The sequence below is a fragment of the Variovorax sp. SPNA7 genome, assembly GCF_033807855.1.
Classification (GTDB): Bacteria; Pseudomonadota; Gammaproteobacteria; order Burkholderiales; family Burkholderiaceae_C; genus Variovorax; species Variovorax beijingensis.
Genome location: NZ_CP138513.1, coordinates 4,684,262 through 4,707,449, shown reverse-complemented (window position 1 = coordinate 4,707,449; position 23,188 = coordinate 4,684,262). Strand labels below are relative to the sequence as shown.

The 23,188-nt window shown below is 66.9% G+C and carries 26 protein-coding genes; 19 read left to right on the top strand and 7 right to left on the bottom strand.

From position 1 onward, the window contains the following. The first annotated feature begins 108 nt into the window (after window positions 1-108). The 18 genes from RZE77_RS21980 to RZE77_RS21895 all read left to right on the top strand — a co-directional run bounded on the left by RZE77_RS21980 (window position 109) and on the right by RZE77_RS21895 (window position 18,218). The gene (locus tag RZE77_RS21980; protein WP_319439264.1) at window positions 109-3,987 is read left to right on the top strand and encodes an FAD/FMN-binding oxidoreductase; all 3,879 of its coding nucleotides are present in this window, start codon (window positions 109-111) and stop codon (window positions 3,985-3,987) included. Beyond that, the gene (locus RZE77_RS21975) at window positions 3,984-4,421 is read left to right on the top strand and encodes an HIT family protein (protein WP_319439263.1); all 438 of its coding nucleotides are present in this window, start codon (window positions 3,984-3,986) and stop codon (window positions 4,419-4,421) included. The genes RZE77_RS21980 and RZE77_RS21975 overlap by 4 nt, the downstream gene beginning before the upstream one ends. Then, window positions 4,421-4,834: a gamma-butyrobetaine hydroxylase family protein gene (locus RZE77_RS21970; RefSeq protein WP_319439262.1), complete on the top strand. Its 414-nt coding sequence runs from the start codon at window positions 4,421-4,423 to the stop codon at window positions 4,832-4,834. The genes RZE77_RS21975 and RZE77_RS21970 overlap by 1 nt, the downstream gene beginning before the upstream one ends. Window positions 4,835-4,988: 154 nt before the next feature. Beyond that, window positions 4,989-5,720 (top strand): bifunctional demethylmenaquinone methyltransferase/2-methoxy-6-polyprenyl-1,4-benzoquinol methylase UbiE, encoded by a 732-nt coding sequence (ubiE, locus tag RZE77_RS21965; protein WP_319439261.1) that lies wholly within the window; start codon window positions 4,989-4,991, stop codon window positions 5,718-5,720. 34 nt (window positions 5,721-5,754) lie between these two features. Further along, window positions 5,755-6,765, top strand: coding sequence for a Tim44 domain-containing protein (locus RZE77_RS21960; protein WP_319439260.1), 1,011 nt, complete (start codon window positions 5,755-5,757; stop codon window positions 6,763-6,765). Window positions 6,766-6,918: 153 nt separating this feature from the next. Continuing rightward, entirely contained in the window at window positions 6,919-7,491 is a 573-nt protein-coding gene (locus RZE77_RS21955; RefSeq protein WP_319439259.1) for a ubiquinone biosynthesis accessory factor UbiJ, read from the top strand. Beyond that, on the top strand, window positions 7,488-9,053 hold the full coding sequence (gene ubiB / locus RZE77_RS21950; protein WP_319439258.1) for a ubiquinone biosynthesis regulatory protein kinase UbiB: 1,566 nt from the start codon (window positions 7,488-7,490) through the stop codon (window positions 9,051-9,053). The genes RZE77_RS21955 and ubiB overlap by 4 nt, the downstream gene beginning before the upstream one ends. Window positions 9,054-9,065: 12 nt before the next feature. Continuing rightward, window positions 9,066-10,505, top strand: coding sequence for a high affinity choline transporter 1 (locus RZE77_RS21945; RefSeq protein WP_319439257.1), 1,440 nt, complete (start codon window positions 9,066-9,068; stop codon window positions 10,503-10,505). A gap of 90 nt (window positions 10,506-10,595) precedes the next feature. Next, window positions 10,596-10,937, top strand: a complete 342-nt coding sequence (locus RZE77_RS21940) for an FmdB family zinc ribbon protein (protein ID WP_319439256.1) — start codon at window positions 10,596-10,598, stop codon at window positions 10,935-10,937. A gap of 9 nt (window positions 10,938-10,946) precedes the next feature. Then, window positions 10,947-11,567, top strand: a complete 621-nt coding sequence (locus RZE77_RS21935; protein WP_319439255.1) for a DUF502 domain-containing protein — start codon at window positions 10,947-10,949, stop codon at window positions 11,565-11,567. A gap of 31 nt (window positions 11,568-11,598) precedes the next feature. Then, the gene (aspS, locus tag RZE77_RS21930; protein WP_319439254.1) at window positions 11,599-13,404 is read left to right on the top strand and encodes an aspartate--tRNA ligase; all 1,806 of its coding nucleotides are present in this window, start codon (window positions 11,599-11,601) and stop codon (window positions 13,402-13,404) included. A gap of 7 nt (window positions 13,405-13,411) precedes the next feature. Next, a complete protein-coding gene (gene nudB / locus RZE77_RS21925; protein ID WP_319439253.1) occupies window positions 13,412-13,885 on the top strand; it encodes a dihydroneopterin triphosphate diphosphatase in 474 nt (157 codons plus the stop codon). Beyond that, window positions 13,882-14,634, top strand: coding sequence for an endonuclease/exonuclease/phosphatase family protein (locus RZE77_RS21920; RefSeq protein WP_319427396.1), 753 nt, complete (start codon window positions 13,882-13,884; stop codon window positions 14,632-14,634). Before nudB ends, RZE77_RS21920 begins: the two co-directional genes overlap by 4 nt. Window positions 14,635-14,698: 64 nt before the next feature. Further along, on the top strand, window positions 14,699-15,430 hold the full coding sequence (gene folE, locus RZE77_RS21915; protein ID WP_015866893.1) for a GTP cyclohydrolase I: 732 nt from the start codon (window positions 14,699-14,701) through the stop codon (window positions 15,428-15,430). A gap of 2 nt (window positions 15,431-15,432) precedes the next feature. Continuing rightward, window positions 15,433-15,855 (top strand): BLUF domain-containing protein, encoded by a 423-nt coding sequence (locus tag RZE77_RS21910; protein ID WP_307699463.1) that lies wholly within the window; start codon window positions 15,433-15,435, stop codon window positions 15,853-15,855. A gap of 15 nt (window positions 15,856-15,870) precedes the next feature. Continuing rightward, window positions 15,871-16,752, top strand: coding sequence for a DMT family transporter (locus tag RZE77_RS21905; RefSeq protein ID WP_319439252.1), 882 nt, complete (start codon window positions 15,871-15,873; stop codon window positions 16,750-16,752). Between the two features lie 5 nt (window positions 16,753-16,757). Then, window positions 16,758-17,591, top strand: a complete 834-nt coding sequence (locus RZE77_RS21900; protein ID WP_319439251.1) for a DUF429 domain-containing protein — start codon at window positions 16,758-16,760, stop codon at window positions 17,589-17,591. Window positions 17,592-17,717: 126 nt separating this feature from the next. Then, complete coding sequence (locus tag RZE77_RS21895; RefSeq protein WP_319439250.1) at window positions 17,718-18,218, top strand: BON domain-containing protein; 501 nt, start codon at window positions 17,718-17,720, stop codon at window positions 18,216-18,218. Window positions 18,219-18,283: 65 nt separating this feature from the next. Here the strand turns inward: RZE77_RS21895 and RZE77_RS21890 are convergent, their stop codons facing one another. From RZE77_RS21890 to RZE77_RS21865, 6 genes are all read right to left on the bottom strand, one after another. Then, entirely contained in the window at window positions 18,284-18,844 is a 561-nt protein-coding gene (locus RZE77_RS21890) for a ferritin-like domain-containing protein (protein WP_319439249.1), read from the bottom strand. Beyond that, entirely contained in the window at window positions 18,841-19,338 is a 498-nt protein-coding gene (locus RZE77_RS21885; protein ID WP_319439248.1) for a hypothetical protein, read from the bottom strand. The genes RZE77_RS21890 and RZE77_RS21885 overlap by 4 nt, the downstream gene beginning before the upstream one ends. Then, window positions 19,325-19,708 carry a TMEM134/230 family protein gene (locus RZE77_RS21880; protein WP_319439247.1) on the bottom strand — a complete coding sequence of 128 codons (384 nt, stop codon included), beginning with the start codon at window positions 19,706-19,708 and terminating at the stop codon, window positions 19,325-19,327. Before RZE77_RS21880 ends, RZE77_RS21885 begins: the two co-directional genes overlap by 14 nt. A gap of 47 nt (window positions 19,709-19,755) precedes the next feature. Continuing rightward, window positions 19,756-20,130 (bottom strand): hypothetical protein, encoded by a 375-nt coding sequence (locus RZE77_RS21875; protein ID WP_319439246.1) that lies wholly within the window; start codon window positions 20,128-20,130, stop codon window positions 19,756-19,758. Window positions 20,131-20,183: 53 nt separating this feature from the next. Continuing rightward, on the bottom strand, window positions 20,184-20,348 hold the full coding sequence (locus RZE77_RS21870; RefSeq protein WP_015866884.1) for a DUF1328 domain-containing protein: 165 nt from the start codon (window positions 20,346-20,348) through the stop codon (window positions 20,184-20,186). Window positions 20,349-20,536: 188 nt separating this feature from the next. Continuing rightward, window positions 20,537-21,856: a CHASE3 domain-containing protein gene (locus tag RZE77_RS21865; RefSeq protein WP_319442396.1), complete on the bottom strand. Its 1,320-nt coding sequence runs from the start codon at window positions 21,854-21,856 to the stop codon at window positions 20,537-20,539. Window positions 21,857-21,987: 131 nt separating this feature from the next. On the opposite strand from RZE77_RS21865, the gene RZE77_RS21860 reads away from it, so the two are divergent. Further along, entirely contained in the window at window positions 21,988-22,620 is a 633-nt protein-coding gene (locus RZE77_RS21860) for a response regulator (RefSeq protein ID WP_015866882.1), read from the top strand. 28 nt (window positions 22,621-22,648) lie between these two features. Here the strand turns inward: RZE77_RS21860 and RZE77_RS21855 are convergent, their stop codons facing one another. Continuing rightward, complete coding sequence (locus RZE77_RS21855) at window positions 22,649-23,062, bottom strand: response regulator (protein WP_015866881.1); 414 nt, start codon at window positions 23,060-23,062, stop codon at window positions 22,649-22,651. Window positions 23,063-23,188: the final 126 nt, after the last annotated feature.

Genomic DNA, 23,188 nt, shown 5'->3' with positions numbered 1-23,188 from the left:
CTCCCAATAGGGGAACAGCGAAGGCGCAAGGCAGTCCCCCCGCCCCTGCCCTAAAATCCCACCCCCGGCTAGATGGGCGCGCAGCGCCTGGCCGAGGTGCCACCCCCGATGAATGCTCCGACCGCGTTGACCACGCTGTTGTCGCAGGCCGCAGAGCCTGTACGACTGCGCGAGATCCCCTATAACTACACCAGCTTTTCCGATCGCGAGATCGTGATCCGCCTGTTGGGCGAGCGCGGCTGGGAACTGCTCCAGACCCTGCGCGCCGAGCGCCGCACCGGCCGGTCGGCCCGCATGCTCTACGAAGTGCTCGGCGACATCTGGGTGGTGCAGCGCAACCCCTACCTCGTCGACGACCTGCTCGACAATCCGCGCCGCCGCGGCCAGCTGGTCGACGCCCTCCGGCACCGCCTGGCCGAGGTCCAGAAGCGCCGCACCCCCGACAGCGACCTGCCGCGCGACCAGCTCGTGGGCGAACTCACCGGCCTCGTCGGCGAGGCTGTCGCGGCCTTCGACACCGCCTTTCGCGACGTGGCGGCCCTGCGCCGCAAGGCCACGCGCGTGCTCGGCCGCCTCACGGCCAAGGACAACATCAAGTTCGACGGCCTCTCGCGCGTCTCGCACGTCACCGACGCCACCGACTGGCGCGTCGAATATCCCTTCGTGGTGCTGTGCCCCGACACCGAGGCCGAGATGGCGCTGCTGGTCAAGGGCTGCATCGAGCTGGGCCTGACCATCATCCCGCGCGGCGGCGGCACCGGCTACACCGGCGGCGCCATTCCGCTCACGTGGAAGAGCGTGGTCATCAACACCGAGAAGCTCGAGGCCATGACCGAGGTCGAGCTGGTTTCGCTTCCGGGCCTGGAAGCGCCCGTGGCCACCGTCTGGACCGAAGCCGGCGTCGTCACCCAGCGCGTGGCCGACGCCGCCGAGCGCGCCGGCTACGTGTTCGCGGTCGACCCGACCTCCGCCGAGGCCTCGTGCGTCGGCGGCAACGTGGCCATGAACGCGGGCGGCAAGAAGGCCGTGCTCTGGGGCACGGCGCTCGACAACCTCGCCTCGTGGCGCATGGTCACGCCGCAGGCCGAATGGCTCGAGGTCACGCGCATCGGCCACAACCTCGGCAAGATCCACGACGCCGAGAGCGCCGTGTTCGAGCTGCAGTACTACGCCGCCGACGGCAAGACGAAACTGCGCACCGAGCGCCTCGACATCCCCGGCCGCACCTTCCGCAAGGAAGGCCTCGGCAAGGACGTGACCGACAAGTTCCTCTCGGGCCTGCCCGGCATCCAGAAAGAAGGCTGCGACGGCCTCATCACCAGCTGCCGCTGGGTGGTGCACCGCATGCCGGCGCACACCCGCACCGTGTGCCTCGAATTCTTCGGCAACGCCAAGGACGCGGTGCCCAGCATCGTCGAGATCAAGGACTTCATGTTCGCCGAGCAGAAGCGCTCCGGCGTGCTGCTGGCGGGCCTCGAGCACCTGGACGACCGCTACCTGAAGGCCGTGGGCTACGCCACCAAGTCGAAAAAACATGGCGGCTTGCCGAAGATGGTGCTGTTCGGCGACATCGCGGGCGACGACGCCGACGCGGTGGCGCGCGTCACCTCCGAAGTGGTGCGCATCGCCAATTCGCGCAGCGGCGAAGGCTTCGTCGCCATCAGCCCCGAGGCGCGCAAGAAGTTCTGGCTCGACCGCAAGCGCACGGCAGCCATCAGCAAGCACACCAACGCCTTCAAGATCAACGAAGACGTGGTCATTCCGCTGCCGCGCATGGCCGAGTACAGCGACGGCATCGAGCGCATCAACATCGAGCTCTCGCTGCAGAACAAGCTCGCGCTCACCGACGCGCTCGAAGCCTTCCTGCTGCGCGGCAACCTGCCGCTGGGCAAGACCGACGACGCGCACGAGATCCCGGCCGCCGAGCTGCTCGAAGACCGCGTGGCGCAGGCCGTGGCGCTGGTGCAGGGCGTGCGCGCGCTCTGGGCCGAATGGCTGCGCGACGTCGACGCGCTGTTCCCGCAGTTGCAGGACCACACCCTGCGGGCCAGCTGGAAGACCCAGCTGCGCCAGCCGCTGCAGGAAATCTTCTCGGGCGCCGAGTTCACGCCGATCCTGGCCGAGTGCACCGCCATCCACAAGCAGGTGCTGAAGGGCCGCGTCTGGGTGGCGCTGCACATGCACGCGGGCGACGGCAACGTGCACACCAACATCCCGGTCAACAGCGACAACTACGAGATGCTGCAGACCGCGCATGCCGCGGTGGTGCGCATCATGGCGCTGGCGCGCAGCCTCGACGGCGTGATCTCCGGCGAGCACGGCATCGGCATCACCAAGCTCGAGTTCCTGAGCGACGAAGAGCTGAAGCCCTTCATGGACTACAAGCAGCGCGTCGACCCCGAGGGCCGCTTCAACAAGGGCAAGCTGCTGCGCGCGCCCGCCGGCGAAGCCGCGCTGCCGCATGCCGACCTGACCAACGCCTACACGCCGAGCTTCGGCCTCATGGGGCACGAGTCGCTCATCATGCAGCAGAGCGACATCGGCGCCATTGCCGACAGCGTGAAGGACTGCCTGCGCTGCGGCAAGTGCAAGCCGGTGTGCGCCACCCACGTGCCGCGCGCCAACCTGCTGTACAGCCCGCGCAACAAGATCCTCGCAACCTCGCTGCTGGTGGAGGCCTTCCTGTACGAAGAGCAGACCCGGCGCGGCATCAGCATCAAGCACTGGGAAGAGTTCGAGGACGTGGCCGACCACTGCACGGTCTGCCACAAGTGCCTCACGCCGTGCCCCGTGAAGATCGACTTCGGCGACGTGTCGATGAACATGCGCAACCTGCTGCGCAAGATGGGGCAGAAGAGCTTCCGGCCCGGCAACGCGGCCGCGATGTTCTTCCTCAACGCGACCAATCCGCAGACCATCAAGGCGGTGCGCGCGGGCATGGTGGGCATCGGCTTCAAGGCGCAGCGCCTGGCCAACGACCTGCTGCGCGGGCTTGCCAGGAAGCAGACGGCCGCGCCGCCGGCCACGCTCGGCCCGGCGCCCGTCAAGGAGCAGGTGATCCACTTCATCAACAAGAAGATGCCGGGCAACCTGCCCAAGCAGACGGCGCGCGCGCTGCTCGACATCGAGGATGCCGACTACGTGCCGATCATCCGCGACCCGAAGGCCACCACCTCGGAAACCGAGGCGGTCTTCTACTTTCCGGGCTGCGGCTCGGAGCGGCTGTTCTCGCAGGTGGGCCTCGCCACCCAGGCCATGCTCTGGCATGCGGGCGTGCAGACCGTGCTGCCGCCCGGCTACCTGTGCTGCGGCTATCCGCAGCGCGGCAGCGGCCAGTTCGACAAGGCCGAGAAGATGATCACCGACAACCGCGTGCTGTTCCACCGCGTGGCCAACACGCTCAACTACCTCGACATCAAGACCGTGGTGGTGAGCTGCGGCACCTGCTACGACCAGCTGCAGGGCTACCAGTTCGACAAGATCTTCCCGGGCTGCCGCATCATCGACATCCACGAGTACCTGCTCGAGAAGGGCATCACGCTGGCCGATGCAGGCGGTGGCGGCTACCTCTACCACGACCCCTGCCACAGCCCGATGAAGCTGCAGGACCCGATGAAGACCGTGAAGGCGCTGGTCGGCGACAACGTGCTCAAGAACGACCGCTGCTGCGGCGAATCGGGCACGCTGGGCGTCTCGCGGCCCGACATCTCGACGCAGATCCGCTTCCGCAAGGAAGAGGAACTGAAGAAGGGCGAGGCCGCCTTGCGCGCGAACGGCCAGGTCGGCGAAAAGGACAACGTCAAGATCCTGACCAGCTGCCCGAGCTGCCTTCAGGGCCTCTCGCGCTACGGCAACGACCTGAACAACGGCCTGCTCGAAGCCGACTACATCGTGGTCGAGATGGCCAACAAGATCCTCGGCAAGGACTGGATGCCGGAATACGTGGCAGCCGCCAACCAGGGCGGCATCGAGCGGGTATTGGTATGAAGGTAAAGAACTGTCCCTTCTGCGAAGGCCCCGGCGGCCGCGTCGTGTTCGAGGGCGCGAAGCTTCGCGTCATCCATGCCGAGGAGGCCGGCTTCCCGGCCTTCTACCGCGTGGTCTGGCGTGAGCATGCGGCGGAGTTTTCCGACCTCGACGCGGCCGACCGCGTGCTGTGCATGGAGGCGGTGACAGTGGTCGAGCAGTGCCTGCGCGAGCATCTGTCGCCGGCCAAGATCAACCTTGCGGCGCTCGGCAACATGGTGCCGCACCTGCATTGGCACGTGATCGCGCGCTTTGCGGGCGACACGCATTTTCCGGGCTCTGTGTGGGCGCCGGTGCAGCGCGAAGCCAATGCGGCACAGGAAGCCGCCGTGGCCGCGCGCCTGCCCGCGCTCGAGAGTGAGATGATGGCCCGCTTGGGCACAAGGAGCTTCTGATGGCAGGTTTGCAAGCCGGCGCACCGACGCCGCAATCGATCACCGTGCACGGCCAGTCGCGCGTGCTCGAGGTCGGCTTCTCGGACGGCGCGACCTTCCGCATTCCGTTCGAGCTGATGCGCATCTATTCGCCATCGGCCGAGGTGCAGGGCCACGGCCCGGGCCAGGAGGTGCTGCAGACCGGCAAGCGCGAGGTCGAGTTGGCCGACCTGAAGCCGGTGGGCAACTACGCCGTCCAGCCGGTCTTCAGCGACGGCCACGACACCGGCATCTTCTCGTGGAACCTGCTGTACGAACTGGGCGCCAACCAGGCCGCGCTCTGGGCCGAATACGAACGCCGGCTTGCCGCCGCGCGCGTCGACCGCGATGCGCCGATGATCGACAAGGGCGGCTCCGCCTGCAGCAGCCACTGACCCTCCAGACCCGTTCGCTCCTGAAAAAATAGCCTCGCATGCAGGCGCGGCGCGCCTTGCCGCGGCCCGCTATTTCAAGAAAAAGCAACAAATGTCCGCCGTCTTCGCAGGGTCGCCTTCTTGAGGTGTGTGCTTCCGGCCTAATATCAGACCAATGAGCACCACCCACTTCGGCTTCGAAAAAGTCGACGAAAGCGAGAAGGCGCAACGTGTGCGCGGCGTCTTCGATTCCGTCGCCACGCGCTACGACCTCATGAACGATCTGATGTCGATGGGGCTGCACCGCGCCTGGAAGGCCTACACCGTGATGGTGGCCAACGTGGGCGAGGGCTCGCGCGTGCTCGACATCGCGGGCGGCACCGGCGATCTCGCGCTGGCCTTCTCGAAGAAGGTGGGCGCCAGCGGCCAGGTGGTGCACACCGACATCAACGAAGCCATGCTGCGCACCGGGCGCGACCGCCTGCTCGATGCGGGCGTGGCGCTTCCCACGCTGGTGTGCGACGCCGAGAAGCTGCCGTTCCCCAACGACCACTTCGACGTCGTGACGGTGGCCTTCGGCCTGCGCAACATGACGCACAAGGACCTTGCGCTGAAGGAAATGAACCGCGTGCTCAAGCCGCGCGGCAAGCTGCTGGTGCTCGAGTTCTCGAAAGTCGCCAAGCCGCTCGCCAAGGCCTACGACTGGTATTCGTTCAACGTCCTGCCGCGCCTGGGCAAGCTGGTGGCCGGCGACGACGCCAGCTACCGCTACCTGGCCGAATCCATCCGCATGCATCCCGCGCAGGACGAACTCAAGACCCTCATGAAAGAGGGCGGTTTCGGGCATGTGGACTATCACAACATGACGGGGGGCGTGGTCGCCCTTCATGTTGGAATCAAATGTTGATGACGCGAATTCTTCGCTCAAAAGAGGAGACGACATGAAAAGTTTGAGTTCTTTGTTCCTGGCTTGCGTGCTGGCCCTGGTCAGCGTTCAGGCAGACGCAGCCCGCATCGGCGGCGGCAAGTCGGTCGGCCGCCAGTCGTCCAACGTGACGCAGCGCGAATCCGCAGCGCCCACCGCACCCGCGCAGCAAAACGCGACCAATGCAGCGCCGAGGCCCGGAACGCCGGCACCTGCCGCCGCAGCGCCCAAGCGCCCCTGGGGCGCGATGCTCGGCGGCCTGGCCGCCGGCCTGGGCCTCGCGTGGCTCGCGAATTCGCTGGGCCTTGGCGCCGGCTTTGCGAACATCCTCCTGATCGGCCTGCTCGTGATGGCCGGGCTGTTCGCCTGGCGCATGTTCAAGGCGCGCTCGGCTGCGTCGTCGGGCGCCAACCGCCAGGGCGGCTTCGCCTTCGAAGGCGCCGGCAACCCGGCTAACGCCAGCGCGCCTGCGCAGTACAGCCCTGCCAACGTCGGCAACGACGCTTCGGCGCGGCCCTGGGAGCGCAACACGGCTTCCTTCGACGCCCCCCCCGGGCATGGCAGCAGCCTTTCCGCGGCAGGCGCGGCGGCCGGCGGCAGCCTGATCGGCTCGGCGCTTTCGGGCTCGCAGTCGTGGGGCATTCCGGCCGGCTTCGACGTGGACGGCTTCCTGAGCGCCGCCAAACGCAATTTCGTGACGCTGCAGGACGCATGGGACCGTGCCGACGTCACCATGCTGCGCTCCATGATGACCGACGACATGGTCGAGGAAATCCGCAGCCAGCTGGCCGACCGCGCAAGCCACACCGGCGGCGCCTCGAACAAGACCGAAGTCGTCATGCTCGACGCCAAGCTGCTCGGCATCGAGGAACTGGCCGATGCCTACCTCGCGAGCGTGGAGTTCTCCGGCATGATCCGCGAAGACGCTTCGGCCGGCCCGGGCCCGTTCCGCGAAGTCTGGAACATGACCAAGCCCACCAGCGGCAACAGCGGCTGGCTGGTGGCGGGCGTGCAAGCCCTTCAATAGTTCGCCCCCAGGCTCCGCGCACTTCGTGTCGCTTCTTCCACCCCCTACCGGGGGCAACACCAGCAGCCCGGCAAAGCCGGTTCTGCGGTGTTTCTGGAAAAGGGCATGCAGTCCATGAGTCGCCGGGCGCTACAGTGACGGGATAATGGGGACATGGCTACACCATCGTCCCCATTTTCTTTTCTCGACGACCTGTTCAATCGCATCGGCGAGCGCCTGCAGCCGCCCGCCTGGGCGGTGCACGAGATCCAGCACCGCGCGGTGCTGTTCCTGAACCATGTGCTGCAGCAGGAACCCGAGGCCCAGCAGCGGCTGCTCAGGCAGCAGGGGCGGGTGGTGCGCTTCCAGTGGCGCTTCGTGACGATGGAGATGGTGGCCACGCCGGCCGGCCTGCTCGACCTCGCGCCCGCCGGCTCGGTGCCCGAGCTCACGCTCACCGTCACCGACGAATCCCCCTTCGAGCTGGCCCGCGCCACGCTGCGCGGCGGCAAGCCCTCGGTGCAGATCATCGGCGACGTGCAGCTTGCCGCCGAGGTCAACTGGCTGGTGGACCACGTGCGCTGGGACGTCGAGGACGACCTCGCCCGCCTCGTGGGCGACGTGCCGGCCCACACCATTTCCAATGGCGCGCGCCGGGTCGTGGACGCGCTGCGCCAGTTCGTCGGCGGTCGCAAGCCCCCGCAGGCCGGCGGTCCATCGACCGGCTCGGCGAGCACGGCCGAATGAGGCGCTTCTACCGCGGAATCTTCATCGTCTGGGTCGCGCTGCGCTACGGCCTGGACGAGCTCGTGCTCACGAGCTTCCAGAAACCCTGGCTGCGCGTGGTGGCGCGCATCGTCTCCATCGGCCGCAACCTCGACGCACCCCGCGGCCAGCGCCTGCGCGAGGCGCTCGAACGCCTGGGCCCGATCTTCGTCAAGTTCGGCCAGGTGCTGTCGACCCGGCGCGACCTGCTGCCGCCCGACATCGCCGACGAGCTCGCCTTCCTGCAGGACCGCGTGCCGCCGTTCCCCTCGGCGGTGGCCATCGCCACCATCGAGCGCGCATTCCGCCGCCCGGTGGGCGACGTGTTCGTGCAGTTCGACGAGACGCCGATCGCCAGCGCGTCGATCGCCCAGGTCCACTTTGCGACCATCCGCACCGACGAAGGCGAGGTGCGCGAGGTCGCGGTCAAGGTGCTGCGCCCCAGCATGCGCGGCGTGATCGAGAAAGACCTGGCGCTCATGGCCATGATGGCCGGCTGGGTCGAGAAGCTCTCGCCCGACGGCAAGCGCCTGAAGCCGCGCGAGGTGGTCGGCGAGTTCGACAAGTACCTGCACGACGAGCTCGACCTGGTGCGCGAGGCGGCCAACGCGGCCCAGCTGCGCCGCAACATGGCCTCGCTCGACCTGGTGCTGATCCCCGAGATGTTCTGGGACTTCTGCCACCCCGAGGTGATCGTGATGGAGCGCATGAACGGCGTGCCCATTGCCCAGCTCGACCGCCTGCGCGCGGCCGGCGTCGACATTCCCAAGCTGGCGCGCGACGGCGTCACGATCTTCTTCACCCAGGTGTTCCGCGACGGCTTCTTCCATGCCGACATGCACCCGGGCAACATCCAGGTGAGCCTCGCGCCGGAGACCTTCGGGCGCTACATCTCGCTGGACTTCGGCATCATCGGCACGCTGACCGAGTCGGACAAGGAATACCTGGCGCAGAACTTCGTGGCCTTCTTCCGGCGCGACTACAAGCGCGTGGCCGAGCTGCACCTGGAGAGCGGCTGGGTGCCCGAGGGCACGCGCATCGACGAGCTCGAAGGAGCGATCCGCACCGTCTGCGAGCCGTACTTCGACCGGCCGCTGAAGGAAATCTCGCTCGGCATGGTGCTGATGCGCCTGTTCCAGACCTCGCGCCGCTTCCACGTCGAGATCCAGCCGCAGCTGGTGCTGTTGCAGAAGACCCTGCTCAACATCGAGGGCCTGGGCCGCCAGCTCGATCCGGAGCTCGACCTCTGGCACACCGCCAAGCCCTTCCTCGAGAAGTGGATGGTCGACCAGATCGGGCCGAAGAAGCTGTTCCAGCAGCTCAAGGCCGAGGCGCCGCGCTACGCAAAACTGCTGCCCGAACTGCCGCGCCTGCTTCACGATTTCCTGGAAAATCGGCCCGCCGACCACCGCCGCGAGCTGCTGGAACTGCTGGCCGCCCAGAAGCGCACCAACCGGCTGCTGCAGACCATCATCTACGGTGGCATAGGATTTGTATTGGGGTTGCTCGCCATGCAAGTGCTGGTGCGCGTGAAATTGTTCTAGAGGAGTGTCCCCGTGCTGCTGACGCTGGTTGTCGTTTATCTGCTGGTCACCATCGCGATTGGCCTGTACGCCGCCAAGCGGGTGAAGAACACCACCGATTTCGCCATCGCCGGGCGGCACCTGCCGCTCTTCATGATCGTGACGACCACCTTCGCGACCTGGTTCGGCTCCGAAACGGTGCTCGGCATCCCGGCCAAGTTCATCGAAGGCGGCCTGAACGGCGTGATCGAGGACCCGTTCGGCGCGGGCACCTGCCTGATCCTGGTGGGCCTGTTCTTCGCGGGCAAGCTCTACCGCATGACGCTCCTGACCATCAGCGACTACTACCGCGAGCGCTACGGCCGCGGCGTCGAGGTGGCCTGCTCGCTCATCATCATGCTGAGCTACCTGGGCTGGGTGTCGGCGCAGGTCACGGCGCTGGGGCTGGTGTTCAACGTGCTTTCGGCCGGCGCCATCTCCATTCCGGCGGGCATGGTGATCGGGGTGGTGTCGATCCTGGCCTACACCCTGTTCGGCGGCATGTGGTCGGTGGCGGTGACCGACTTCATCCAGATGATCATCCTGGTCACCGGGCTGGCCGTCATCGCCACGTTCGCCGGCAACATGGCCGGCGGCGCCGACAAGGTGGTGGCCTTTGCGCTCAGCAAGGACCTCTTCAAGTTCTGGCCCGAGCCCAACTGGCACGACATGGTCTTCTTCTTCGCGGCCGCCATCACGATGATGCTGGGCTCCATCCCGCAGCAGGACGTGTTCCAGCGCGTGATGTCCGCCAACAGCGTCAAGGCTGCCACGCGCGGCCCGGTGATCGGCGGCGCGGCGTACATCCTGTTCGCCTTCGTGCCGATGTTCCTGGTGGCGAGCGCGCTGCTGATCATGCCGGAGCAGTCGGCCGCGCTGCTGAAGGAAGATCCGCAGAAGGTGCTGCCGACGCTGGTGCTCGAGAAAATGCCCTTCGTGATGCAGGTGCTGTTCTTCGGCGCGCTGCTGTCGGCCATCAAGTCGACCGCCTCGGCCACCTTGCTGGCGCCGAGTGTCACGTTCACCGAGAACATCTGGCGCCAGTTCCGTCCCGCGGGCACCGACCGCCAGAACCTCATGACCATGCGCATCACGGTGCTGGTCTTCAGTGCCGCCGTGCTGGCCTATGCGATCCGCATGCAGGGCACCCCCATCTACGAACTGGTGTCGGGCGCCTACCAGGTGCCGCTGGTCGGCGCCTTCGTGCCGCTGGTGTGCGGGCTCTACTGGCGCCGCGCCACCACGCAGGGCGCCCTTGCCTCTGTTGTGCTCGGCATCGGCACCTGGCTGCTGTTCCTGGCCATGCCCTGGGGCAGCGAATTTCCGGCCCAGCTGGCCGGCGTGCTCGCCTCCTTTGCCGGCATGGTGGCCGGATCGCTGGCGCCGCAGTGGGTGGCCGACACCCGCACGCCGCACCGGATGTTGGCTGTCTAGCGCCCCCCGGGGGCGCGGGGGCGCCCTTATAATCGAGGGCTTTGCGAGCGGCCTCTGCTTCGTTTTTGCGCCGCTTTTCCACTCAATTCCATGCCCATCTACGCCTACAAGTGCAGCGCCTGCGGCTTCGCCAAGGACGCCCTGCAGAAAATGTCCGATGCACCACTCACGGTGTGTCCGGCGTGCGGCGCAAGTGCATTCGAGAAGCAAGTCACCGCCGCCGGTTTCCAGCTCAAGGGTTCCGGCTGGTACGTGACCGATTTCCGCGATGGCGGCGGCAAGAAGGCCGCCGAGCCTGCAACCGCGGCCAAGAACGGCGACGCCGCCGCCGCGCCGGCCGCCAGCACCGCGGAAACTTCCAGCCCTGCGCCTGCCGCCATTCCTGCCCCCAGCCCGGCCCCCGCGCCGGCTGCTGCCGCCAAGAGCGACTGAGAACGCCCCATGCTCGCCCTGCGCAAATGGCTGTTCTCCGGCTTGCTGGTGATCGTTCCGCTGTTCATCACCCTGGCGGTGCTGAAATGGATCATCGACACGCTGGACCAGACGCTCTGGGTGCTGCCGGCGGTCTGGCAGGCATGGCTGCACGACAACAATGTGCGCGGGCTCGGCGTGCTGCTCACCCTGGCCATCCTGCTGGGCGTGGGCGCCATTGCGAGCAATTTCGTGGGCAAGCGGCTGCTCGGATGGGGCGACGCCGTGGTGCGGCGCATCCCGGTCGTGCGCTCGATCTACTCCAGCGTCAAGCAGGTGTCCGACACGCTGTTCTCCGAGAATGGCAACGCCTTCCGCACGGCGGTGCTGGTGCAGTGGCCCCGCGAAGGGGTCTGGACCATCGCCTTCGTGACCGGCATGCCCGGCAGCGATGTGGTCGAGCACCTGGGCGGCGGCGACTACCTCAGCGTCTACGTGCCGACCACGCCCAATCCCACGGGCGGTTATTTCGTGATGCTCAGGCGCAGCGACTGCATCGAACTCAGGATGAGCGTGGACGAAGCGCTCAAGTACATCGTCTCAATGGGGGTGGTCGTCCCCGGCGGCCCCTCGTCCATCGCGAACAAGTAAAACGCGCCTTCGCGGCGCCGGAATCCAAGATATGGCCATGCGTACTCACTATTGCGGTCTTGTGACCGATGCCCTGATGGGCCAAACCGTCACCCTGTGCGGCTGGGTCAACCGCCGCCGCGACCATGGCGGCGTGATCTTCATCGACGTGCGCGACCGCGAAGGCTACGTGCAGGTGGTGTGCGATCCCGATCGCGCCGCCACCTTCGCCGTGGCCGAGAACCTGCGCAACGAGTTCTGCGTGCAGATCACCGGCCTGGTGCGCGCCCGCCCCGAAGGCACCACCAACGACCAGCTCAAGAGCGGCAAGATCGAAGTGCTGTGCCATGAGCTCAAGGTGCTGAACCCGTCGGTCACGCCGCCGTTCCTGCTGGACGACGACAACCTGTCGGAAACCACGCGCCTCACGCACCGCGTGCTCGACCTGCGCCGCCCGGCCATGCAGCGCAACATGATGCTGCGCTACAAGGTCACGATGGAAACGCGCAAGTTCCTCGACGCCAACGGCTTCATCGACATCGAGACCCCGATGCTCGGCAAGTCCACGCCCGAAGGCGCGCGCGACTACCTCGTGCCCAGCCGCGTGCACGACGGCAGCTTCTTCGCGCTGCCGCAGTCGCCGCAGCTCTTCAAGCAGCTCCTGATGGTGGCCGGCTACGACCGCTACTACCAGATCGTGAAGTGCTTCCGCGACGAGGACCTGCGCGCCGACCGCCAGCCCGAATTCACGCAGATCGACATCGAGACCTCGTTCCTTGCGGAGGAAGAAATCCGCGAGATGTTCGAAGGCATGATCCGCAACGTGTTCCGCAACGCCGCGGGCATCGACCTGCCGGTGTTCCCGACCATGACGTACGGCGACGCGATGTTCAAGTACGGCTCGGACAAGCCCGACCTGCGCGTGAAGCTCGAGTTCACCGAGCTCACCGAGCTCATGAAGCGCGTCGAGTTCAAGGTGTTCTCGAATGCCGCCACCATGAAGGGCGGCCGCGTGGTCGCGCTGCGCGTGCCCGGCGGCGGCGCCGAGGGCGGCCTCTCGCGCGGCGAGATCGACGCCTACCAGGAGTTCGTCAAGATCTACGGCGCCAAGGGCCTGGCCTACATCAAGGTCAACGACGCCGCGGCCGGCCGCGAAGGCCTGCAGAGCCCGATCGTCAAGAACCTCGACGATGCCTCGCTGGCCGAGATCATCGCCCGCACGGGTGCGCGCAACGGCGACATCCTGTTCTTCGGCGCCGACAAGGAAAAGGTCGTCAACGACGCCATCGGCGCGCTGCGCGTGAAGATCGGCCACAGCGCCTTCGGCAAGAAGGCCGGCCTCTTCGACGACCGCTGGGCGCCGCTCTGGGTGGTCGACTTCCCGATGTTCGAGTTCGACGAGGAAGGCCAGCGCTGGAGCGCCGTGCACCACCCGTTCACCGCGCCGAAGGACGGCCATGAAGACCTCATGGACACCGCGCCCGAGAAGTGCATTGCCAAGGCCTACGACATGGTGCTCAACGGCATCGAGATGGGCGGCGGCTCGGTGCGTATCCACCGCGAGGAAGTGCAGAGCAAGGTGTTCCGCGCGCTCAAGATCAGCGCCGAGGACGCGCAGCTCAAGTTCGGCTTCCTGCTGGACGCGCTGCAGTACGGCGCTCCGCCGCACGGCGGCATCGCCATCGGCCTGGACCGCCTGGTCATGCTCATGACCGGCGCCGAGTCGATCCGCGACGTGATCGCCTTCCCCAAGACCCAGCGCGCGCAGGACCTGCTCACGCAGGCGCCGAGCCCGGTCGACGAGAAGCAATTGCGCGAGCTGCACATCCGGCTGCGCAACGTCCAGCAACCCGCCTGATGCGCCCATGACCGACAGCGTCCGGCCCTGGAAGATTCCGGAGTCGGTGCTGGTCGTCATCCATACGCCGGCGCTCGAGGTGCTGCTGATCCGCCGCGCCGATGCCGAGGACTTCTGGCAGTCGGTCACCGGCAGCAAGGACCTGGCCGACGAGCCGCTGGCGCTCACCGCCGCGCGCGAGGTGGCCGAGGAAACCGGCATCCAGTGCGGGGAGGGCAGCCCGCTCGCATCGCAGCTGGTCGACTGGCAGCTGCGCAACGTCTACGAGATTTATCCACGCTGGCGCTCGCGCTATGCGCCCGGCGTGACGCACAACACCGAGCACCTGTTCGGCCTGTGCGTGCCCGAGCGCGTGGTGCCCACGCTGGCGCCGCGCGAGCACACCCACTGGAAGTGGCTGCCCTACCGCGAGGCGGCCGATGCATGCTTTTCCCCGTCGAACGCCGAAGCCATTCTGTTGCTGCCAGAATTTGCGCGATGAACCTGCCGGCATACAACCTCCGGGTGGCCACCTACAACATCCACAAGGGTGTTCAGGGCATCGGGCTGGCCCGGCGCCTGGAGATCCACAACCTGGGGCACGCCATCGAGCAGCTCGATGCCGACATCGTCTGCCTGCAGGAGGTGCGCAAGATGAACCGGCAGGCCGCGCTTCGCTTCGAGCGCTGGCCCGAGCTTCCGCAGGCCGACTTCCTGGCGCCCGAGGGCTATACCGCCGTCTACGAAACCAACGCCATCACGCGCCACGGCGAGCACGGCAATGCGCTTTTGACCCGCTGGCCGGTGATCCGCACCGGCCACCAGGACATTTCCGATCACCGCTTCGAGCAGCGCGGCCTGCTGCACGTCGTCATCGAGGTGGAGGGCCGGCCGGTGCATGCCATCGTGGTGCACCTGGGACTCATCAAGGGCAGCCGCGTGCGGCAGGTGGCGCGGCTGCGCGAGTTCATCGAGCGCGAGGTACCGGCCGGCGAGGCGGTGGTCGTTGCCGGCGACTTCAACGACTGGGGCGCACGCATGCGCTACGCCATGAACGCCATGGGCCTGCGCGACACCAGCGACCTGCGCGGGCCGCGAACCCTTACCTATCCCTCGCGCCTGCCGGTGGCGCAGCTCGATTTCGTCTATGGGCGCCAGCTCGAGCCGGTGGCCTGTTCGGTGCCGCGCGGCCCGATCTGGGCGCGCATGTCCGACCACCTGCCGCTGGTCGCCGATTTTGCGCTGGCATGAATGGCGCTTGCGCGGTGTTCCCCCCCGGCCCCGGCCGGAATGCGTTCGCTGATACCATGCGCGGATGCTGAGGAAAACCGACGTGGAACCGCGCCCTGACGGCAACAACGACGACGAGGGCACGCCCGTCTCGGTGAAGATCCGCGAGCGCCTGACCGCGGCGCGCAGGCGCTTCAATGCCAACGACAACATTGCCGAGTTCATCGAACCCGGCGAACTCGAGTCGCTGCTCGACGAGGTCGAGGTCAAGATGAAGGGCGTGCTCGAAAGCCTGGTGATCGACCTCGAGAACGATCACAACACCGGCAACACCGCGCGCCGCGTGGCCAAGATGTACCTGAACGAAGTGTTCAAGGGCCGCTACGTGGCACCGCCTTCGCTCACCGAATTCCCGAATGCCGAGCACCTGAACGAGCTGATGATTGTCGGCCCGATCACCGTGCGCAGCGCCTGCTCGCACCACTTCTGCCCGATCATCGGCAAGCTGTGGATCGGCATCATGCCCAACGAGCACACCAACGTCATCGGCCTGTCGAAGTACGCGCGCCTGGCCGAATGGGTCATGGGCCGCCCGCAGATCCAGGAAGAGGCCGTGGTACAGCTGGCCGACCTGATCCAGGAAAAGACGCAGCCCGACGGCCTCGCGCTCGTGATGGAAGCCGAGCATTTCTGCATGGCCTGGCGCGGCGTGAAGGAAATGGACAGCAAGATGATCAACTCCGTGATGCGCGGCGTGTTCCTCAAGGACCCGAGCCTGCGGCGCGAATTCCTTTCCCTCTTGCCGAGAAGGAGCTGAACATGCTGGTCCGACTTCTCTACGCCAGCCGCGCGGTCGATACCAGCCCCGAGGCCATCGAAGCCATCCTCGCGCAATCGCGCACGCACAACACGGCCTGCGGCATCACCGGCATTCTTTGCTATGGTGCGGGCACCTTCCTGCAGGCCATCGAAGGCGGGCGCATGGCCATCAGCGAACTCTACGGCCACATCCAGCGCGATGCGCGCCACAAGGACGTGGTGCTGCTGCACTACGAGGAAATCTCCGAGCGCCGCTTCGGCGGCTGGACCATGGGGCAGGTCAACCTCTCCAAGCTCAATGCCTCGACGCTGCTCAAGTACTCGGAAAAGCCCGAACTCAATCCTTACGCGGTGTCGGGCAAGGTCTCGCTCGCGCTGCTTGAAGAATTGATGGCCACCGCCGCCATCGTCGGGCGCCACTAAGCCCCGTTCTCCGGGGTGCCGCTTTCCGCTTTTTCGCTGATCCTGCTTGCCGGGATCATTCATGCCAGCTGGAACATCGCCGCCAAGAAGGCGAACGGCGATGCGCGCTTCGCATTTCAGAGCGGCGTGTTCATGGCCATCGTCTGGGCGCCCGTGGGCATTGCGCTGGGCTGGCGCGTGGTGCCGGGCTGGGGCTTGCGGGAGTGGGGCTTCGTCGCGCTGAGCGGCGTGCTGCACGTCTTCTACTACGTCATCCTGCTGCGCGGCTACCGCAAGTCCGATCTCACGGTGGTCTATCCGCTGGCGCGCGGCTCGGGCCCGCTGCTGTCGTCGCTGGTGGCCATCCTGTTCCTGGGCGAGCGCATCAGCCTGGTGGGCGTGGCGGGCATCGCGGGCGTGGTGCTCGGCGTGTTCCTGGTGGCGGGCGGGCCGGGCCTCTGGCGCAAGACGCATGACCCTGCCCAGCGCGCGCGGGTGCACAAGGGCCTCCGCTACGGCGTGCTGACCGGCGCCTTCATTGCGGCCTACACGGTGGCCGACAGCTACGCCGTGAAGTTCCTGGCGATGTCGCCGATCCTGCTCGACTACTTCAGCAACTTCGTGCGCGTGGGCCTGCTGCTGCCCGCGGCGCTGCACGACCGCGCCGCCACCGCGCGGATGTGGCGCGCGCAGTGGAAGTACGCGCTGCTGGTGGCGGCGATCAGTCCGGTCTCGTACGTGCTCGTGCTCTACGCGGTGCAGCAGGCGCCCATTTCGCACGTCGCGCCGGCGCGCGAGGTTTCGATGCTGTTCGCCGCGCTGATCGGCGGCCATCTGTTGCGCGAGGGCGACCGCCTGCTGCGGCTGCTGGGTGCCGGCTTCATCGCGGCCGGCGTGGTGGCGCTCGCGCTGGGGTGAGGACGATGAGCCCGGCGCTGCTGTTCGGCTGCGACTTCTCTTGCGCACCCACGGCGCGCAAGCCGATCGTCGTGGCCAGCGGCAGCATTGGCGATGCAGGCGAGCTGGTGCTGGCGGGCCTGCAGCGCTTCACGGCGCTCGATGCCTGGGCCGCGTGGCTGCGCAGCGAACCCGCATGGATCGGCGGCTTCGATTTTCCGTTCGGGCTTCCGCGCGAGCTGGTGGAGTATCTGCACTGGCCGCGGGAATGGAACGCGCTCATGAGCCACTATGCGGGCCTGAGCCGCGCCGAGATCCGCGCCACCTTCGCAGCCTTTTGTGCCGCCCGCCCTGCCGGCGGCAAGTTCGCGCACCGGGCGACCGACGGGCCCGCGGGTTCGAGCACGTCGATGAAATGGGTCAACCCGCCGGTGGCTTTCATGCTCCATGCGGGCGTGCCGCCGCTCTTGAACGCGGGCGCGAGCCTGCCAGGGTTGCACGTGGGCAGCAACGGCAGCCGCGTTGCGCTCGAGGCCTATCCAGGGCTGCTCGCGCGCGAGCTGATCGGCCGCCGCAGCTACAAGAGCGACGAGCTCGCGAAGCAGACACCCGAGCGGCTGGCCGCACGCACCGACCTGCTCGCGGCGCTCGAAGCCGGCACCACGCGGCTCGGCCTGCGGCTGGCGCTCAGCGGCGCCCAGCGCGCCGAACTGCTCGGCGACGCCCGCGGCGACCACATCGATGCGGTGCTTTGCCTCGTGCAGGCCGCCTGGAGCGCGCAGCGTGCTTCCACGCCCGGTCCGGGCTACGGCTTGCCGGAGCAGTTCGATCCGCTCGAAGGCTGGATCGTCACGGCTTGACCCTTCTGTCCTACAGGGTTTCGCGCCGCCGGCCATCCCTGCCGGTTCGATCCGAAAGCTAGAGTGAGCCGTGGTCCCTTCGGACCACGCCTTTTCCTGCTCCGTGCGAGCGACTGGAGGATTCAAATGAACAATATTCGTCGAACAACCATCGCCATGCCGTCTTCGCGCGCATGGCTTGCCGTGCTGCTGGCCGGTGCCGCGCTGACCCTCGCCGCGTGCGACGACGCGGGCAACCGCACCGCGGGCGAGAAGCTCGACAGCGCCATCGAAAAGACCGAGAAGGCGGCCGACACGGCCGCCGCCAAGACCGCGGAGGCCCTGAAGGACGCAAAGGCGAAGATCGACGCCTCCGGCACCGCCGCAGAGGTGAAGGACGCCGCAAAGAGTGCCGGCGCGGCCGTGAGCGCCACGGTGGACGATGCCGCGATCACCGCGTCGGTGTCCGCGGGCCTCGCCAAGGACCCGGACCTGAGCGCGATCAAGATCGACGTCGACACCAAGGGTGGCGTCGTGAGCCTGAAGGGCCCCGCACCCACGGCGGCCGCCAAGGCGCGCGCCGAGGAAATTGCCAAGGGCGTGCAGGGCGTGACCTCGGTGAACAACCAGCTCGAGGTCAGAAGCTGACCGTTTCCCTTGCCCAGCAAAAAAGCCCGGTTCGTCCGGGCTTTTTGCTGGGAGAGAGGGCTGCTTCAGTGGCCGAGCCAGTCCTTGAGTTCGTCCGCGTGCTCTTCCTCGTCGGAAAGAATGTCTTCCAGCATGCGCCGGGTGGTCGGGTCCTTGTCGCCGATCAGCGCGATCATCTGCCGGTACGTTTCCACGGCGATGCGCTCGGCCACGAGATTGGCGCGCACCATGGCCTGCAGGTCGGTGGATTCGTCGTAGCTCGCATGGCTGCGGTCGAGCAGGTGCGTCGGCGCGAAGTCCGGCTCCCCGCCCAGCTGCACGATGCGTTCCGCGATGCGGTCGGCATGGGCCGACTCCGCGTTGGCGTGCACCAGGAATTCCTCGGCGATCTTGGGCGACGACACGCCGTTGGCGGTGAAATAGTGGCGCTTGTAGCGCAGCACGCAAACCAGTTCGGTGGCCAGCGCGTCGTTCAGCAGCTTGAGGACATCGTCGCGCCAGGGGCCGTAGCTCGGCGTGACCGCGCCTTCGTCGAGGCTCTTGGCGGCGGCGCCGATGGCCTGCTCGTCGAGTACCAGGCGCTCGGGTCGTGCCGCGCCCGTGGCGGGGGAAGCATTGGCATTCATGAAGAATCCTTTCGTGGGCTGGTGTTTTTCTGCATCAACGTGTTGACGACGTCAGCCACGTCGGATGTCTTGAGCACAGCCGCCAGCACTGCCGTGAAGGAGAGCAGGCGCCACGGCTTGGTCAACACGATCACCGCCCCCGTGGCGGCCGCCAGTGCCATGAGCTTGGCGGGCTCCTTGCGGGCATAGTGTTCGAGCAGGGGGCGGGCGAGCTGGCCCACCGCATGGGCCGGATGGCGGCGCCACCAGCGCTCGGTCATGCTGCGCGCCATCGAAACCCACTGGTTGCGCCCGCGCGCCGATGAGGTTCGCCGGTGGTCCGCCGCTTCGCCGGCGGCGTGCATTGCTTCCGGACGTTCCTGCGCTGTGCGGCGCCTGCCGCGGCCGCCGTCGTCCTCCGGCTCGTCCTCGCCATTCAATTGCCTGACGAGTGCACGGCGCGAGATGGCCAGCCGCTCCTGCGGCGTCAGGAAGCTGCGCTCAGTGCCGTTCATGGCGAACTCCTGCTTCGTGCAGCGCCCGGAGGTCGGCATCGACCTGGGCGCGCAGATCGTCGAATCCATAGCCGGGGAACGGCCGGGCGGCCATCCAGGCGCAGATCGCGGCGATCACCAGCGCGACGCCGGGCACCGCCACCAGCACCCAGTGGAAGCTGCCGTGGAGCACGCCCATCAGCACGGCCACGCCGATGAGCCCCAGGGCCAGCAGGGCACTGCCGACCGCCAGCACGCCGGCCACGATGCGGGCAACGATCCCGCGCCCCGCTTCCGAGGCCTCCTGTCTTACCAGTGCCGCGTAGTTGGCGGCGTGGTCGGCGATGAGTTCCGGATGCCCGAGCACCGTGGAAAAAATCGGATGAAGCATGGTGCGCGGAACCGGTGGAACTGCGTGCGTGCCTTCAGCGGATCAAATCAATAGTCGTCCCGGCGGTTGCGGCTGGCCAGCACGATGAGGGCGGTGATCGCGGCGCCGGCTGCGGCGGCAATCAGCACCGAACGCACGGGCTGGTCGGAGATATAGCGTCCGGTGACGTCGGCCGCCTGTTCCAGCCGGCGCTGTGCGCGCGCGCTCGTGGTGGAGGCGGCGTCGATGCCGCGCTGCACTGCCTGCTGCACGCGCGCTGCCAGTTGTTCGACCGCGGGTTCCGCGTCGCGGCGCAATTCGCGGACCTTCTCGCCGGCCGCATTCACCGCGTTCTGTGCATAGGCCCGGGTCGTTTCCACCGCGTCGTTGGCGGTCTGGCGGGCCTCGTCGGCAACTTGCGAGGGAGTCTTGGTCGTGTTCATGAATTTTCCTTTCCGGGGAGATGAATTGCGGGAGCCTGTGGATCGTACCTACGCTACTTGCGTCGTAGCAAGCCGGCCAGGAAACTGGCGATGGCAAGCACGGCGAAGATCACGAAAAGGATCTTGGCGATCCCTACCGCGCTGGCTGCAATGCCGCCGAAGCCGAACACGGCGGCGATCAGCGCGATGACCAGAAACACCACTGCGTAATACAACATGTGGACTCCTTCGAGGCTTCGCTCGTTGTTGGAAATTGCTCGTCCAAGAGGAAATGAACGGCACGTCGGCAACCTTAAGTGGACGCCCCTGCGAGGGGCTGTCAGCGGCTGGGCGCGGGGAGCGTAGGAGATGGCCGAGTTCCTTGCACGCCGATCCGTGCAGAAATACCGCAGGGCGCCTCCAGGGCTCAGAGCGGCTTCGCGATGGGCAGCATCGCGCTCACGCGGGTGCCACGACCCGGCGTCGAAGAGATCGTGAGCTTGCCCCGGGCCGCCTCGACCCGGTGGCGCATGCCTGCCAGGCCGTGCGTCGACGGGCGGATGCGCTGGGGATCGAAGCCCTTGCCGTTGTCGGCCACTTCCACGACCGCGTGGTTCTCGTAGTTCTTCAGGACGATCGTCGCTTCGCTGGCCTCGGCGTACTTGCCGATGTTGGTCAGGCTCTCCTGCACCATGCGGTAGATCGTGAGCTGGCGCGACTCGTCCATGGCCACCGGTTCGAGCGCCATCTGCACCTGGATGCCCGAGCGCTCGGCGAACTCGCGCCCGAGGATCTCGAGCGATGCGACCAGCCCGAGGTTCGACAGCGACGACGGCCGCAGGTCCTCGATGATGCGGCGCTTGAGCGCGATGCCGCTGTTGAGCAGCTCGGTCAGGTGCTGCAGCCGCTGGGTGGCATCAGGCGCCTCCAGCAGCCGCGACTTGAGGCGGGCCACGTCCAGCTTGGCGGCGGTCAGCAGCGAGCCGAGCTCGTCGTGCAGCTCCCGCGCGAGATAGCCGCGCTCGGTTTCGCGCACGTCCTGCAGGTGCGTGGCCAGCTCGGCCAGTGATGCGGTGCGTTCGCGCACTTCGTCTTCGAGCGCATTGCGCTCGCGCTGCAGTGTTTCCTGCTGGCGCTCACCGATGGAGCGCAGCGCGTGCGCCTGCCGCAGGTACAGGAAGAAGGCGAGGAACGCGGCAAGCGCGACGATAGCGGTACCGATGCGCGCGAGCCGCAGCGACTTCATCACCTGGATCTGGCTCTGGTGCAGGGTCTGGTTGCTGATCTCCGCCAATTCGCCGGCGGTCTTGCGAATGGAATCCATTTCCTCGCGCCCCACGTCCGTCGTGATGACGAATTTCCAGGCCTCGTCCTTGCCGTCCTGCCGCAGCCGCACGCTCATGTCCATTTCAGCGATCTTGCGCAGCACATGCTTCGAAAGCTCCGCCAGCCGCGTGCGCTCGGCCGGGCGTTCGGCGTACAGTTGGCGTAGCGCCGCAAGGTGGCCGTCGACCTGCTTGACCGCCGTGTCGTAAGGTTGCCGGTAGCTGGCTTCGCCGGTCAGGAGGTAGCCTCGCTGGCCGGTTTCGGCATCGAGCATGTTCTGCAGGATCTGGTTGAGCGTACCGCGCACCTTCAGCGCCGCGTCGATGTCTGCCAGGGCGCGGCTCGACTGGCGGTAGCCGGCCTCGTTGATTCCAACGAGGGCCAGCGCGGCCAGCGCCGCGAGCAGCAGGCTCACGGCCATTTTTGGAGGGGCTAGCCAATGCATGAAACTTTCGAAGGTGCTTTCAACACAAGTTCGTGAATAATCGACAACAAGCAGGGGACCGGCATGCTGCGGCTTCCGCAGGCGCGGCACAACGAAGAAAGTAACAGATGATCAAAATTGGAATTGTGGACGACCACGCCATCGTCAGATCTGGCCTGAGGCAGTTCTTCTCCGAACACGTCGACTTGCGCGTGGCCGGCGAAGCCGCCAGCGGCCGCGAGGCCATCGAGCTCGTGCGCACCACGGAGCTCGACGTGCTGGTGATGGACCTTTCCATGCCGGGGCAGAGCGGCATCGACGCGCTCGCCATGATCCGCGCCAAGGCGCCGGACGTGGGCATCCTCATCCTGAGCGGCTACCCCGAAGAGCACTACGCGATGAATCTCATCCGCCAGGGTGCGAGCGGCTACCTCAACAAGGAGTGCGATCCGATGGAGATCGTCAACGCCATTCGCACCATCTCGCTCGGCCGCCGCTACATCACGCCGGCCGTGGCGGAACTGCTGGCGCGCCAGCTCGACCGCAAGGACGACGCGGCACCGCACGAGCAGCTGTCGGAAAGAGAATTCCAGGTGTTCCTGAAGCTCGCCAAGGGCGAGACCGCGGGTGACATCGCCAAGACGTTGTCGCTGTCGGTGAAGACCGTCAGCACCTACCGCACGCGCCTGATGGAGAAGATGAACCTGTCCTCCAACAGCGACCTCACGTACTACGCACTGAAGAACAAGCTGATCGACTGACCGCGGCAGCCGGCGGCCGGCTTTTTCTTCAGCCGGTGCCGCCGGTCCCGCTGGTGGGGCGGTGAGCCACCGCCTCCAGGATGCAGAAGTCGACCAGCGCGTCGATCTCGTTCGACTTGTCGAACACCGCATCCACGCCGAACTCGGCGCATCGCCGACGGATGTCGGGCGTCGCATAGTTGCTGAGCACCACCACCTTCTGGTTCGCCCGCCGCGAGGTGCAGGCCTGGAGCACGCCCAGGCCGCTGCCTTGCTTGAGGAAAAGGTCGACCACCGCCAGGTCCCACTCCTCGCTGTGGTCGTGCAGCCACTGCCTCGCGTGGGCCTCGGTTTCGGCGAAGCCGACCACCGTCGTGCAGGTGAGTTCTTCCAGGGTGCCAATGAGGTTTTCACGGATCGTGAGGTTGTCTTCGACGATGTAGGTCTGCAATCTTGTCTCCATGCCGAACCGCGCTTCCTCTGACGTTGGCAGGCATCTTCGACGCCCTGCCGGCGAATGCCTGCACACCGGAAATTTGTGGCGCCGCCGACGAGCATCATGCAAGTTTCGGAGGAAGGGTGTTGTAGG

What these genes read in the sequence shown, in the direction of transcription:
- RZE77_RS21980 (WP_319439264.1), top strand. Translation starts at nt 109, where the DNA reads ATGAATGCTCCGACCGCGTTGACCACGCTGTTGTCGCAGGCCGCAGAG.
- RZE77_RS21975 (WP_319439263.1), top strand. Translation starts at nt 3,984, where the DNA reads ATGAAGGTAAAGAACTGTCCCTTCTGCGAAGGCCCCGGCGGCCGCGTC.
- RZE77_RS21970 (WP_319439262.1), top strand. Translation starts at nt 4,421, where the DNA reads ATGGCAGGTTTGCAAGCCGGCGCACCGACGCCGCAATCGATCACCGTG.
- ubiE (WP_319439261.1), top strand. Translation starts at nt 4,989, where the DNA reads ATGAGCACCACCCACTTCGGCTTCGAAAAAGTCGACGAAAGCGAGAAG.
- RZE77_RS21960 (WP_319439260.1), top strand. Translation starts at nt 5,755, where the DNA reads ATGAAAAGTTTGAGTTCTTTGTTCCTGGCTTGCGTGCTGGCCCTGGTC.
- RZE77_RS21955 (WP_319439259.1), top strand. Translation starts at nt 6,919, where the DNA reads ATGGCTACACCATCGTCCCCATTTTCTTTTCTCGACGACCTGTTCAAT.
- ubiB (WP_319439258.1), top strand. Translation starts at nt 7,488, where the DNA reads ATGAGGCGCTTCTACCGCGGAATCTTCATCGTCTGGGTCGCGCTGCGC.
- RZE77_RS21940 (WP_319439256.1), top strand. Translation starts at nt 10,596, where the DNA reads ATGCCCATCTACGCCTACAAGTGCAGCGCCTGCGGCTTCGCCAAGGAC.
- RZE77_RS21935 (WP_319439255.1), top strand. Translation starts at nt 10,947, where the DNA reads ATGCTCGCCCTGCGCAAATGGCTGTTCTCCGGCTTGCTGGTGATCGTT.
- aspS (WP_319439254.1), top strand. Translation starts at nt 11,599, where the DNA reads ATGGCCATGCGTACTCACTATTGCGGTCTTGTGACCGATGCCCTGATG.
- nudB (WP_319439253.1), top strand. Translation starts at nt 13,412, where the DNA reads ATGACCGACAGCGTCCGGCCCTGGAAGATTCCGGAGTCGGTGCTGGTC.
- RZE77_RS21920 (WP_319427396.1), top strand. Translation starts at nt 13,882, where the DNA reads ATGAACCTGCCGGCATACAACCTCCGGGTGGCCACCTACAACATCCAC.
- folE (WP_015866893.1), top strand. Translation starts at nt 14,699, where the DNA reads ATGCTGAGGAAAACCGACGTGGAACCGCGCCCTGACGGCAACAACGAC.
- RZE77_RS21910 (WP_307699463.1), top strand. Translation starts at nt 15,433, where the DNA reads ATGCTGGTCCGACTTCTCTACGCCAGCCGCGCGGTCGATACCAGCCCC.
- RZE77_RS21900 (WP_319439251.1), top strand. Translation starts at nt 16,758, where the DNA reads ATGAGCCCGGCGCTGCTGTTCGGCTGCGACTTCTCTTGCGCACCCACG.
- RZE77_RS21895 (WP_319439250.1), top strand. Translation starts at nt 17,718, where the DNA reads ATGAACAATATTCGTCGAACAACCATCGCCATGCCGTCTTCGCGCGCA.
- RZE77_RS21890 (WP_319439249.1), bottom strand. Translation starts at nt 18,844, where the DNA reads ATGAATGCCAATGCTTCCCCCGCCACGGGCGCGGCACGACCCGAGCGC.
- RZE77_RS21885 (WP_319439248.1), bottom strand. Translation starts at nt 19,338, where the DNA reads ATGAACGGCACTGAGCGCAGCTTCCTGACGCCGCAGGAGCGGCTGGCC.
- RZE77_RS21880 (WP_319439247.1), bottom strand. Translation starts at nt 19,708, where the DNA reads ATGCTTCATCCGATTTTTTCCACGGTGCTCGGGCATCCGGAACTCATC.
- RZE77_RS21875 (WP_319439246.1), bottom strand. Translation starts at nt 20,130, where the DNA reads ATGAACACGACCAAGACTCCCTCGCAAGTTGCCGACGAGGCCCGCCAG.
- RZE77_RS21870 (WP_015866884.1), bottom strand. Translation starts at nt 20,348, where the DNA reads ATGTTGTATTACGCAGTGGTGTTTCTGGTCATCGCGCTGATCGCCGCC.
- RZE77_RS21865 (WP_319442396.1), bottom strand. Translation starts at nt 21,856, where the DNA reads ATGGCCGTGAGCCTGCTGCTCGCGGCGCTGGCCGCGCTGGCCCTCGTT.
- RZE77_RS21860 (WP_015866882.1), top strand. Translation starts at nt 21,988, where the DNA reads ATGATCAAAATTGGAATTGTGGACGACCACGCCATCGTCAGATCTGGC.
- RZE77_RS21855 (WP_015866881.1), bottom strand. Translation starts at nt 23,062, where the DNA reads ATGGAGACAAGATTGCAGACCTACATCGTCGAAGACAACCTCACGATC.